Raw genomic sequence first — 11,975 nt, 5'->3', positions numbered from 1 at the left:
CGCGACCAGGCTAACTGCCTCGCCTGCCACCACGCGCTCAACAGCAGCATCCTTAACATCCTTCGGAGTCCAACGCGTCACAACTACCTCCCGGTCGAAGTGGCGCATTCACCCCTTGACAGCACGCCCTAGGGTTGGTTTTATCCTCCTTTAGTTATAGGAGGACGAAACCGAATGCATAGCCCAAGAGGACCGAGAGCACGATGCTGACCGTACCTGGGATCAGGAATGGGTGGTTGAATACGGCCTTGCCAATACGAGTCGAGCCGGTATCGTCCATTTCTACTGCCGCCAGCAACGTTGGGTAGGTTGGCAGGATAAACAGAGCAGACACCGCCGGGAAGGCAGCGATTGCGGTAATGGGGCTTACTCCCAGAGCTAGGGCTGCCGGCATAAGGGCCTTGGTCGTAGCTGCCTGCGAATACAGCAACGCTGCAGCGAAGAATAGCACCACTGCGAGCAGCCACGGCGAAGACTCAATAATGCTGCCGGCCATAGACTGAATATCGTCCATGTAGTGGTTGATGAGGCTGGTGCCCAGCCAAGCCACGCCCAGCACACAAATGCATGCGGACATACCGGACTTAAAGACCGGGGTATTCAAAACATCTCCCGCTGGGACCTTCGTCATCATGACGATGATGGTGGCTGCAGTGAGCATGACCGTCATAATGGCTTCATTGCGCGGCAGGGTCGGCTCAGCGATAAGACCTACCTGCTCCGAGGTCAGGGTGGCCCACGCCATCACGATGACGATGGCTACCAAGAACACGAGAACAGACGCCTTGGCACCCTTCTGCGGCGAAAAGTTCGCTGCGCCGAGTGGTTCCTTGACCAAGCCTTGTGCCTTGCGCTCCAGGTAAACCGGATCATCTTCAAGCTCTTTGCCAAACTTATTGGCTACCCAGGCAGCTGGGAAGATAGACAGGAATGTTGCCGGGATAACGACCGCCAGTACTTGCAAGTAGCCCACCCCAGTCGGCTCCAGCAGGCTAGCAAGCAACACCACAGCTGCCGAAATAGGCGAAGCACAGATTGCCATCTGAGAGGCAACTACCGCGATGGACAGCGGACGTGAAGGGCGAACCTTACCCTCTTTGGCCACCTCGACAATAACAGGCAGCGTGGAAAACGCTGTGTGACCAGTGCCAGCAAGAACCGTCATTAGCCACGTAACAATTGGCGCGTAGAAGGTGATTCGCTTTGGGTTTTTGCGCAGGAACTTCTCCGCAATGTGCACCAGATAGTCCATACCGCCAGCTCGCTGCATTGCTGCGATAGCAGCGATGACGGTCATGATGATGCCAATGACATCGAAGGGGATGTCTTCCCTAGTAATGGGAACGCCGGTGAGACCCAGTGCCAACACACCGAGTCCGCCGGCCATGCCGATGCCAATTGATCCAATTCTCGCGCCCAAAACGATAGCGGCGAGAACGATGACTATATGAACAATAACCATGGACGTACTCCATACGCTCTCTATGCAAACTATGGGCACGCATCTCCATAGAGAGTGCATGCCGTCCTCAACATCTTCTATTTTGCACCCGTTGTGGTGATTTATTCATTTAAAATGCCTGTTTGTGTTGATTCCCACATAAATTAAGGATTTCGCTATAAAATGACCGGTATTTTACGGTGCATTGTTCCTGTATAAGGCTATAAAAGATCAATTCGAATGGTGCTCCCCCATCATGCAAAATCCCCGCAGCCTCCGCCTGCTTTTCATCCCAGTGAAGTAAAAGTGGCGGCGACTGCGGGGTGCCTTTTGCGCGGGCGCTATGCCCTGCTGCTCCTTAAGAGTTGTGGGCTTAGTCCTCGTCGATGAAGAGCTGGCCTCGGAACTCTGGGTGCATGAGGTTTTCTACGGACAGAACCTTATTCAAGGTTGCTTCATCCAGTAGCCCCTTCTCCAGGACGAGTTCCTTGACGCCCTTGCCGGTCTCCAAGGACTCCTTAGCAATCAGATCACCATTGTGGTGGCCGATGAATGGGTTCAGGTAGGTGACGATACCAATGGAGTTCTCCACGTAGGCGCGGCACACATCAGCGTTGGCGGTAATGCCAGTGACGCACTTCTCGCGCAGAGCATCGACGGCGTTGCCCATGATGCGAATGGATTGGAACAGTGCTTCGCCGATCACTGGCTCCATGACGTTGAGCTGCAGCTGGCCTGCCTCAGCGGCCATGGTGACGACGTGGTCATTGCCGAAGATCTTGAAGCAGGTCTGGTTTACAACCTCCGGGATAACCGGGTTTACCTTACCCGGCATGATGGAGGAACCAGCCTGGCGGGCAGGCAGGTTGATCTCAGCCAGGCCAGCGCGTGGACCGGAAGACAGCAGGCGCAGGTCATTACAGATCTTGGCAAGCTTCATTGCAGCGCGCTTGATGGTGGCGTGCAGCAGCACGTAAGCGCCACAGTCAGAGGTTGCTTCGATGAGATCGCGAGCGGTCTTCATCTCCAGGCCGGTGACCTCAGACAAGGCTGCAGTGACTTGGTGACGGTAGCCAGCCGGGGTGTTCACGCCGGTGCCGATTGCGGTTGCACCCAGGTTGATCTCGAGCAGGCGGCGCTGTGCATCGCGCAGCAATGCCTGCTCCTCGTTCAGGTTATTGGCAAAGCCCTTGAACTCATCACCCAAGGTCATCGGAACGGCATCCTGAAGCTGAGTACGGCCCATCTTCAGGATGTCCTGGAACTCATTGCCCTTGACCTGGAATGCGGCACGCAGACCATCCATGCGCTCAATGAGGTGATCAACTGCTGCGTGCAGGCCCAAGCGGAAGCCGGTCGGGTAAGCATCGTTGGTGGACTGGGACATGTTCACATCATCATTCGGGTTGATGATGTCATAGGAGCCCTTCTCCTCACCGAGGTACTCCAGTGCGAGGTTCGCAACAACCTCGTTGGTGTTCATGTTCAGCGAGGTACCAGCACCACCCTGGAAGACGTCCAGCGGGAACTGATCCATGCAGCGACCCTCTTCTAGGATCTGGTCACAGGCCCAGATGATGGCTTCAGCCTTCTTCTTGGGAAGTACGTGCAGGCGGCGGTTTGCCATGGCGGCCGCCTTCTTGACCTGGACCATGCCGCGAATGAAGTGCGGGATGGTGTTGATGGTCACGTAAGAGATCTGGAAATTCTCCATCGCGCGTACGGTGTGCACACCGTAGTAAGCGTCAGCGGGAACCTCCAAAGAACCAAGAAGGTCGGTCTCGGTGCGAGTCTTCTTGCTGGAGTTCTTCGGTGCCTTTTGTTCGGCCACCTTCTGCTGTGCGGCGTGAGTGGAAGTGTCAGCTTCCTTCTTCTTCACGTCCTTTGCTGCAGACTTGGTGTCCTTTTCTTCTTTCTTAGAGGACTTTGCCATGATGGCTCGGCTCCTTTGCCTGTCGAGACTTATATTCGAATGAGTAACCTCAACCGCCAATGTTAGCCGCGACTGAATCTATTTGGGCCGACCCAGAAAACCACTCCCCCTAAAAGCGGGCGATACGTAAATCAGAGGCCAAAATTGCTTCCGCGCCAAGTTGGGAAAGTCGGTCCATGACTTGGTTAGCTTGCTTCTTCGGAACCATCGCTCGCACTGCCACCCAGTTCTCACGGGCTAACGGCGACACCGTTGGACCGGTCAATCCTGGAGTAATACCAGCGGCTGCGTCGAGGTTCGATTGAGCGATGTTGTAGTCGATCATTAGATAAGTGCGAGCGTGCAGAATTCCCTGAATACGGTCGAGAACTACCTGCTCTTCTTCAGTGACCTCTACCCCTGTGCGCTTAATAACTACCGCCTCGGACTCAATGATCGGCTCCCCGAACGGCGCTAATCCTTGCTGCCGCAAAGTAGTACCAGTTGACACGACATCAGCAATAACATCGGCAACCCCGAGCCGGATGGAGATCTCTACGGCCCCGTCCAATCGAATAACATCGGCCTCAATTCCCTGTGCGGCGAGGTTTGCGCGGACAAGATTGGGGTACGACGTCGCAATCCGCCGCCCAGCCAGTTGAGAGATATCCCACTCCTCCCCTTGCGGCGCTGCGTACCGGAACGTGGAGCCACCGAAGCCTAACGGCAAAACTTCATCAAAGCTCGCTTTGGAGTCAAGTGCCAAATCCCGGCCAGTAATGCCTAGGTCTAAAACCCCGCGGGAGACATAGATGGCGATATCTTTCGGCCGCAGGAAAAAGAACTCGACCCCGTTATTGGAATCCACTACGTTGAGCGCCTTGGAATGCCCGCGGCCCTTGTAACCGGCCTCTGCAAGGATCTCCACGGCGGCTTCTGATAACGAGCCCTTATTGGGGACAGCTATCTTGATCATGCGGTTCCTTCCATCCTGTGGGGTGTTGCCTAGAGGTACTTATAAAGGTCTTCAGGGGTAAGTCCGCGCTTAAGCATCATGACCTGAGTCCAATAAAGCAGCTGGGACATCTCTTCCGCCAGCTCATCGTCGGACTGATATTCAGCGGCGATCCATACTTCCCCGGCTTCTTCGATGATCTTTTTACCGATGAAATGCTCGCCTTTATCCAGCGCAGCAACGGTGCCAGAGCCAGCTGGACGCTGGTCGGCCTTCTCGGCTAGTTCCGTAAAAAGAGTCTCAAAGTTCTTCACGCCTACCTATTGTTCCACAGGTAGTTAGAGAATGTAGGGGAACTCTAAATTTCTATTGCCGCACCGAAATCTTAGCGAACCACTCATAGACATCAGCGGCCTTAGCTCCCGCGAGATGCCGCGAATCGCGGAGGCTAGAAATTTCGGTGACCTCGGTCGGTACCTCAACCTGGTCACCTTCGGGCAAACCGATAACCGCACAGCCGGCGTCAACTGCGGCGCGCATGCCGGTTGCGGAATCTTCGAAAACTAAGCAATCCGCGGGATCTGCTCCAATGCGGCGGGCAGCCTCGCGGTACATATCCGGCGCTGGTTTGCCGGCAGGAACCTCATCCCCGCAGATAGTATCGACGAAATAATGCCGCCCCAGAGAATCGATAGCAGCGTCAGCGACATTGCGCTCGGTATTGGTAGTGACCATCATGGGCACCCCATCGGCTTTTAGTTCCTGAAGCAGCGCAGGGATTCCCGGGAAGATCTCCAGCTGACGAGCAAAAAGGCCCTTGACATAGTCAAACATTCGGGCGCGGTAACGCTCGCTGTCACCGGGTTGTAGCGTCACCCCCGCATTATCCGCGCAGATTGCCAAGGTGGTATCAAAGGTTGCGCCCACAGTAGCTAGGCGTTGGGTGGGAGTGAGCCGTTTGCCCAGCAGTTCTGAAAGATAAAATGTTGCCTCCGCCCAGAGAGGCTCCGAATTGGTGAGGGTACCATCCATATCCCAGAAGATGGCGGCGGGCTTAGTCAGGCTGGAAGCGGCGGTGGGGTGCGGCACAAGAATAAAGCTAGCTTTCTTTGTCGGGAAGGAAATAGTTTCGCCGTCCACGCTGTGGACACACGGCGGCAAGAGCCAGCTGCGCAGTTGATGCCAGCTGGCGCTTACTAAGGCGCAAGGGTCAGATCTAAAGGTCCAGTTCCGGAATCTGCGACAGGGCTTCGTCGTCTGCTCCGGTGGCCGCGCTGGCGTTATAGATAAGCTCAGAGAGCTCTTCCTTTTCCTCTGGCTCGAGAACGGCATCGTGCTGAGCGCGATTAAAATCTGCCAACGTACGAACGGTCTTGGACAAGACGGTGACCAACTGCGGTCCGTCAGGATCGTCCGGAAGAGCATCCAGCCCATCGAGCATCTGCTCAAGGTGGCCGCGCAGTTCTGGGAGGACGTTGGCGTCAAACGGTGCCTCCCAGAACTCCTTTTCATCTTCCTTGAGGTAATCGCCGGTGGCGAAGGATTTCAGGTCACTAATGAACTCATCTACGGTGGGCTGGAAATCGGCGCGAATGCTCATGCTGTAGATACTGCCCTATCTTGCCTAAGCCTGCACGCCGAGGAGCGAATTTAGTGCGGTGCGAACCAAATCGGCCGCGCCGTCCTCGTCCGTGCCACGGTCGGCCTCTGCCCACTCATCCACGGCAGCGAGCGCGGCCGGGGTATCAAGGTCGTTCGCGATTGCGGCACGCAGCTTGGCGACGACCTCTTCGGCCCCTGCCATGCTTCCCGGCTGCGCCAAGGCCTCCCGCCATGCGTCGAGGCGGCGCTTAGCGGCGTCGAGCACCTCGTCGGACCAGTCGCGCTCGTCGCGGTAATGACCGGAGAAGACGCCCAAGCGGATAGCGGAGGGCTCTTCACCCGCTTCTACGAGCTTGTGAACGAAGACGAGATTGCCCAAGGACTTAGACATCTTGACGCCCTCGAGCCCAATCATGCCGGTATGCACATAGAACTGTGCCATGCGGTCTACTCGTAGGGCAGCCTCTGCGTGGGCAGCGGAAAACTCGTGATGCGGGAACTTCAGGTCGCTGCCGCCACCCTGGATATCAAAGGAAGAACCCAAGCGGTTGGTAGCGATGGCGGAACATTCAATATGCCACCCCGGGCGACCAGGCCCAAAGGGCGACTCCCAGGCTGGTTCGCCCTCGCGGTGGGCGCGCCAGATGAGTGCGTCGAGCGGATTCTTCTTCCCTGGGCGGTCGGGATCGCCGCCGCGCTCAGCAAAGAACGTGCGCATCTCTTCGGCAGAGTAATTGGACTCATACCCAAAGCGCTCGGTGGCCTCGACGGAGGCATAGATATCTGGGTGCTCGGGGTCGTCTACGACGTAGGCCGCTCCGGCGTCGAGAAGCTTCTGCACCATTTCCACGATTTCATCGACGGCTTCCATGGCGCCAATATAGTCTTGCGGCGGGAAAACGGAGAGCAGCTCCATATCGGAACGGAAGAGGTCAATTTGAGAAGTGCCGAGTTCACGCCAATCTACACCGTCGCGTTCGGCACGTTCGAATAGCGGATCATCGACGTCGGTGATGTTTTGGACGTAGTGAACCTTCTTCCCGGCATCCAGGAACGCACGGTAGATGAGGTCAAAGGTCAGGTACGTGGCGGCATGGCCCAAGTGGGTGGAGTCATAGGGCGTGATGCCACACACGTACATGGTGGCGGTATCCCCTGCGACCTCTACGGGAGCGATGGTTTGGTTCGCAGAATCGTACAAGCGCAGCTGTTCCGCATCACCCGGCACAGGGCGGAAGGAAGGTATTGGCCAAGAATGCATAGCCACCATACTAACGCGGTGTGCCTTAGAGCGGCTGCAGGACTCCCAATGCCAGGAGGAGCATGACGAGCACGCCGACCGGGATGCGGTAAACGGCAAACCAAGAGAAGGAGTGGTTGCCCACGAACTTTAGTAGCCACGCAATGGAGGCGTAGCCCAGTACAAAGGCGATGCCAGTGCCGACCAGAAGCTGCAGGCCGGAGGCGGCTTGGCCGGATTCGGGAGAAAAGGCGTCGGGAAGCGAGAAAAGCCCCGAAGCCAGCACAGCCGGAATGGCCAGCAAGAAGCTAAAGCGTGTGGCTACCTCGCGGTCCAGCCCCAGGAACAGACCACCAGAGATGGTGCCGCCGGAGCGAGAAACACCCGGAATGAGCGCCAAGCACTGGCACAAACCCATGACAATGGCGTCTTTCATGGTTAGCTCCTCAAAGCCGCGCTCCTTCTTGCCCAGCTTTTCTGCAGCGATGAAGACAAAGGAGAAGAGGATGAGCATTGCGGCGGTAACCCACAGGTTGCGCAGGGCGCCGCGGATCGCATCCTCGAATGCGAGGCCGATAACTCCGATGGGAATGGAACCCACGATGACCATCCACCCCATGCGCCAGTCCTGGCCACGAGAGGACTTATCGGCCCAGCCGCGGAACCAGCCGGAGAGAATCTGCCAAATCATTGGGGCGAAATAGACCAGCACAGCCAGCTCCGTACCCAGCTGGATAACTGCGGTGAAGGACGCGCCGGCGTCGTTGCCCCAAAAAAGTTCGGAAACAATGCGCAGGTGACCGGAGGAGCTTACCGGAAGAAACTCGGTAAGCCCCTGCACGATGGACAAAACAATGACCTGCGCCCAAGAAACAGCGTCAGTTGCGGTATTAGAAATCACCCGCTTCACACTACAGCCGCGCTGGGCTTCGAGTTTTTACAACGCGCGCTGTTAGGATTAGTAGCCGTGAAATCTCATTCTGGCTCCGCACTTATCCTTTCCAGTTTGCTGGCGCTCAGCGCCACCGCGTTGGCCGCCTGCCAGCCCGAAGTGGGCGTGGGCGCCGATCCAGAGACCGCGGTCAAGGGCAATGCCACCCCAGCGGCCTCCCCAGCTAAGGCGGATCCGGAAGGCACTGTGGTCGACCTTAAGGGAGACATCACTGACCTTGCCGCCTTTGATGACTCGCTGGCAGTGCGCACCAAAGACGAGCTTCTCATCGGTAGCCAGAAGGATTTTGAAGAGAAGAAGGCTACCTCGCTAGACATTTCTGCGGAGTGTGGTGACCTCAGTTCTTCGGAGTCGGGTTTTGTCCTCGCCTGCCCAGATAAGGTTCTCCTGATCGATCCTGCATCTCCGGATTCTCCTCAGGAGGTCCACATGGAGGAGGACTCCCCAGTTACTGCCGCCACCCAGCTATCCAGCGGCGAGATCTTTGCCACCTCGGCCGATTCCACCACGATAGGCATCTATAAGGACGGAAAGCGCGACGGAGATATCGAGGTGGAAGCCGGCTCGGACCAGCTATTGGCCGTGCCCAATTCCTCAGGCGATGACGGAGTGGTGCGCATCCACCGAGAGGATTCCACTATCCAAAACGTGGACTGGACAAATGATCGCGCGGGCGGCCGACTGCGCGTTGGCCAGGGGGTCGGCAGCATCGCGGTGGGCGATAACGGCGTGGTCCTCGCCTCCGATACCGAGGGCGGCCGCTTGGCCGTCTACACTTCCGATGACGTCGTCCGCCTGCATCAATACGGCAACGTAGAGGGCGCCCCATGGGGCGTAACCTGGGACGAAAAGCGCAATCTGGCGTGGGTGAGCGCCACCGATACCAATAAGGCTCATGCCTTTGAGATTGCCAAAGGCGTCCCAGAGTTGCGCGGAGATCTCTCGACCGTGCCGGATGCGCAAAATATTGCCATGCTTAGCGACGGCACCTTTGTCGCCGCCTCCGCCACCGGCCACGGGCTGCAGTTCGTGGACACCCCGCACCTGAAGAAGGAGTCTTAAAAAGATGACCAGCACTATTGACCAATTGCGCGCGCAGGCCTACCAGCTTGCATTGCGCGGCATGTTCAAGCTCAGTCCGGAGCGGATACACGAGATCATCAATACGGCCTTGAGCGGACTCCAAGCTGCCGGCCCCGTCAACCGCGCCTTGGCAAAGATCCTGCCGGTCAACGATCCAGTGCTGCGCCAAGAGGTCTTCGGAGTGGAATTCCCCCGCCCGTTGGGACTTGCCGCCGGGTTCGATAAAAACGCTGCGGCTGCTGATACGTGGACTCCCATTGGCTTTGGTTATGCAGAGTTAGGCACCGTCACCGCCCAAGCACAGCCCGGCAATCCTGCGCCGCGGCTCTTCCGCCTGAAGGCCGATAAGGCCATCTTGAACCGGATGGGCTTTAATAATGAAGGTGCAGCAGCCGCCGCAGAAAACCTGCGCAAGCGTCGCTACAGCGATGTCATTGGCATCAATATTGGCAAAACCAAAGTCACCCCTACCGAGCATGCAGTAGAAGACTACCGCCGCTCCGCGTCGGTGTTGGGCGACTTGGCAGATTTCCTGGTGGTCAACGTTTCTTCCCCGAATACCCCGGGCCTGCGCGACCTGCAAGCAGTGGAATCGCTGCGTCCCATTCTCTCCGCCGTGCAAGAATGCACCGCGGTTCCGGTGCTGGTGAAAATTGCCCCAGATCTTTCGGATGCCGACGTTGACGCCGTGGCAGACCTAGCCCTCGAACTCGGCCTCGACGGAATAGTAGCGACAAATACCACCATTTCCCGCGAGGGACTCAAGACCCCAGCCGCCGAGGTAAAGGAGATGGGTGCCGGTGGCGTATCCGGCCCTCCGGTAGCTGAGCGCTCCCTAGAAGTACTGCGCCGCCTCAATGAGCGAGTCGGCGGCCAGCTCACCCTCATCTCCGTGGGCGGCATCTCCACGCCGGAGCAAGCATGGGAACGCATCACTTCCGGCGCTTCCCTGCTGCAAGGCTACACCGGTCTCATCTACGGCGGTCCGGACTGGATCCGCGATATTCACCGCGGCATTGCCGCTCAAATCCGTGCCCACGGTATGAGCAATATTTCCCAGGCGGTTGGCTCCGGTCTTCCTTGGAAGCCCTTAGATTAGTCCAGCCCAAGGTTGCTCAACACAAGGTCCGCCTACTTCTCCGGCTGCACGCAGAGGAAATAGGCGGACCCTTTATTTCTTCGGTGTTGACTAGGTCTGCGACATGGCGCTGCGTCTGAGGACCAGTGCGCACAACACCGCGAAGCCGGCGTAGAACACGACCCAAAACTGTGGTTGAGTGAATAGGGTATCGCCGGGCAGAAAGCGGCTTGCTGCAATGATCACAATAGCGATGACCAATGCTGTAACCTGCGCGCGGCTTCCCGCCTGACTCTTGCTCATGGTGCTAAAGGCCCCGACGATGACCGCGGCGACAATAATCGCCACTTTGGAATACGTCCATTCGAAATCGGCACCCCAACCATCCGTGAAGACGGAGATTAGCGCAAAGAGCACCAGCACGAATGCGACCACCATGAAGGCGCCGCCGACCCGCAGCGCCGTCGGCGGACTAGGCTGCGATGAAGTAGAGCTACTCGCCATTACTTCGCCTCGTACCAGCCCCACAAAATGGCGCGGCCGAGAGCGTGGAAATGCAGGTTGAACCCAAGCACGGTCGGCGAAGCATCTGGGTCGATGTCGAGCTTTTCTACGTCGACTGCATGGACGGCATAGAGGTAGCGGTGCGGGGCGTGGCCGGCAGGCGGGTTTGCACCGAAGTAAGTGCGCTCGCCCGAATCGTTGCGCAAGCTAATGACGCCGTCAATCCCCAAGTCCTCGGCGGCGCCGGCATTGGTAGGCAGCTCGCTTACCTCAACGGGGATATTGAACGCCGCCCAGTGCCAGAAACCAGAAGCCGTTGGCGCATCCGGGTCGAAACAGGTCACGGCCAGGGACTTAGTGCCTTCCGGGAGTCCGGACCACGCAAGCTGAGGCGATACGCTCTCTGGGGCGCGGAGCTTCTCCTGGAGCTCGTCTCCTTCCACCACATCAGTGGACGAGAGAACGAAGGACGGGACATCGCGCAGCGGTGCGTAAGGATCTGGACCAGGAAAGCGGGAATCATCTGCGTAAGAAGTCATAGACCCATTTGTACCCCACCTCACAAGCCGATGTCGATGTGGTGTAACCTCCGCAGCCTGCATAAATTTTGCCGCACACGTGGAAAGCTCCCAACCAGACTTACAACCATGTATTTCCACACGCCGCTAACGGTAGCTTTTTCACGCCACACGCAGGCGATTTGTAAAGCAAGCCTCGAGCAGGATACAGTATCGGAGTGCCCAGCCGAGAGGCTGATAAACACCCTGCCCGGGTGGCGGAATGGCAGACGCGCTAGCTTGAGGTGCTAGTGTCCTATTAACGGACGTGGGGGTTCAAGTCCCCCCTCGGGCACAACTGTGAAGTCTCGAGACATCGTTCCGGTCGGTGTCTCGAGATTTTTCGTTTTTAGTTGCCCCGTTGGGGGCTGAGTTCGTTGTCTTTCTTGTTGTAGTAGATCTTTTCTTCGGTGAGTGTGTAGGCAGCGATTTGTGCCCCGGTGGCAGTTGTTTTGATATCGACGTGGTTGTCGACGCAGATCATGGTGATTGGTTCGCCGCCCCATCTGCGTCCGATGTAGAGGGGGCCTGACCCCTGTTTGGTGGACACCTGATATCCAGCCCGGTTGGGTTGGGAAGAAAGGTAATCTACCACCATGCCTAGGTACTCCGAACAGTTCAAACGTGATGCTGTAGCCCTCTACGAAAACA

General features: G+C 57.5%; 13 protein-coding genes and 1 tRNA gene. 3 read left to right on the top strand and 11 right to left on the bottom strand.

Annotation, left to right across the window (positions count from 1 at the left end; all coding sequences use genetic code 11):
- Positions 1-154 precede the first annotated feature (154 nt).
- The 8 genes from QP934_RS10975 to QP934_RS10940 form a co-directional block, all read right to left on the bottom strand.
- Complete coding sequence (locus QP934_RS10975) at positions 155-1,462, bottom strand: anaerobic C4-dicarboxylate transporter (protein WP_269952965.1); 1,308 nt, start codon at positions 1,460-1,462, stop codon at positions 155-157.
- A gap of 352 nt (positions 1,463-1,814) precedes the next feature.
- Positions 1,815-3,374: an aspartate ammonia-lyase gene (gene aspA / locus QP934_RS10970; RefSeq protein WP_239282871.1), complete on the bottom strand. Its 1,560-nt coding sequence runs from the start codon at positions 3,372-3,374 to the stop codon at positions 1,815-1,817.
- Positions 3,375-3,483: 109 nt separating this feature from the next.
- Entirely contained in the window at positions 3,484-4,329 is an 846-nt protein-coding gene (hisG, locus tag QP934_RS10965) for an ATP phosphoribosyltransferase (RefSeq protein ID WP_198493054.1), read from the bottom strand.
- 29 nt (positions 4,330-4,358) lie between these two features.
- A complete protein-coding gene (locus tag QP934_RS10960; protein ID WP_284838895.1) occupies positions 4,359-4,622 on the bottom strand; it encodes a phosphoribosyl-ATP diphosphatase in 264 nt (87 codons plus the stop codon).
- A gap of 52 nt (positions 4,623-4,674) precedes the next feature.
- Positions 4,675-5,340 carry an HAD family hydrolase gene (locus tag QP934_RS10955; protein ID WP_269953202.1) on the bottom strand — a complete coding sequence of 222 codons (666 nt, stop codon included), beginning with the start codon at positions 5,338-5,340 and terminating at the stop codon, positions 4,675-4,677.
- 184 nt (positions 5,341-5,524) lie between these two features.
- Entirely contained in the window at positions 5,525-5,908 is a 384-nt protein-coding gene (locus tag QP934_RS10950) for a hypothetical protein (protein WP_419127537.1), read from the bottom strand.
- 24 nt (positions 5,909-5,932) lie between these two features.
- The gene (gene mshC, locus QP934_RS10945; protein ID WP_337887520.1) at positions 5,933-7,171 is read right to left on the bottom strand and encodes a cysteine--1-D-myo-inosityl 2-amino-2-deoxy-alpha-D-glucopyranoside ligase; all 1,239 of its coding nucleotides are present in this window, start codon (positions 7,169-7,171) and stop codon (positions 5,933-5,935) included.
- Between the two features lie 25 nt (positions 7,172-7,196).
- Positions 7,197-8,051, bottom strand: coding sequence for an undecaprenyl-diphosphate phosphatase (locus tag QP934_RS10940; protein WP_419127536.1), 855 nt, complete (start codon positions 8,049-8,051; stop codon positions 7,197-7,199).
- A 66-nt stretch (positions 8,052-8,117) separates the two neighbouring features.
- Between QP934_RS10940 and QP934_RS10935 the strand changes: the two genes are divergently transcribed.
- Positions 8,118-9,164, top strand: coding sequence for a hypothetical protein (locus tag QP934_RS10935; RefSeq protein WP_419127535.1), 1,047 nt, complete (start codon positions 8,118-8,120; stop codon positions 9,162-9,164).
- Between the two features lie 4 nt (positions 9,165-9,168).
- Positions 9,169-10,284 carry a quinone-dependent dihydroorotate dehydrogenase gene (locus tag QP934_RS10930; protein ID WP_419127534.1) on the top strand — a complete coding sequence of 372 codons (1,116 nt, stop codon included), beginning with the start codon at positions 9,169-9,171 and terminating at the stop codon, positions 10,282-10,284.
- Positions 10,285-10,374: 90 nt separating this feature from the next.
- Here QP934_RS10930 and QP934_RS10925 read toward each other — a convergent pair whose 3' ends face one another.
- Together QP934_RS10925 and QP934_RS10920 are read right to left on the bottom strand one after the other, a co-directional pair.
- Positions 10,375-10,767: a hypothetical protein gene (locus QP934_RS10925; protein ID WP_337887516.1), complete on the bottom strand. Its 393-nt coding sequence runs from the start codon at positions 10,765-10,767 to the stop codon at positions 10,375-10,377.
- Positions 10,767-11,306 carry a YbhB/YbcL family Raf kinase inhibitor-like protein gene (locus QP934_RS10920; protein WP_005324806.1) on the bottom strand — a complete coding sequence of 180 codons (540 nt, stop codon included), beginning with the start codon at positions 11,304-11,306 and terminating at the stop codon, positions 10,767-10,769. Before QP934_RS10920 ends, QP934_RS10925 begins: the two co-directional genes overlap by 1 nt.
- Before the next feature lie 227 nt (positions 11,307-11,533).
- Here QP934_RS10920 and QP934_RS10915 point away from each other — a divergent pair.
- Positions 11,534-11,619: transfer RNA gene (locus tag QP934_RS10915), tRNA-Leu, on the top strand.
- Between the two features lie 54 nt (positions 11,620-11,673).
- Here QP934_RS10915 and QP934_RS10910 read toward each other — a convergent pair.
- A complete protein-coding gene (locus QP934_RS10910; protein WP_419127533.1) occupies positions 11,674-11,922 on the bottom strand; it encodes a hypothetical protein in 249 nt (82 codons plus the stop codon).
- Positions 11,923-11,975: the final 53 nt, after the last annotated feature.

It is taken from the genome of Corynebacterium sp. MSK122 (assembly GCF_030229435.2).
GTDB classification, from domain to species: Bacteria; Actinomycetota; Actinomycetes; order Mycobacteriales; family Mycobacteriaceae; genus Corynebacterium; species Corynebacterium marquesiae.
Note: the sequence above shows the minus strand (reverse complement) of the source record. Positions and strands in the feature narration are given on the sequence as shown.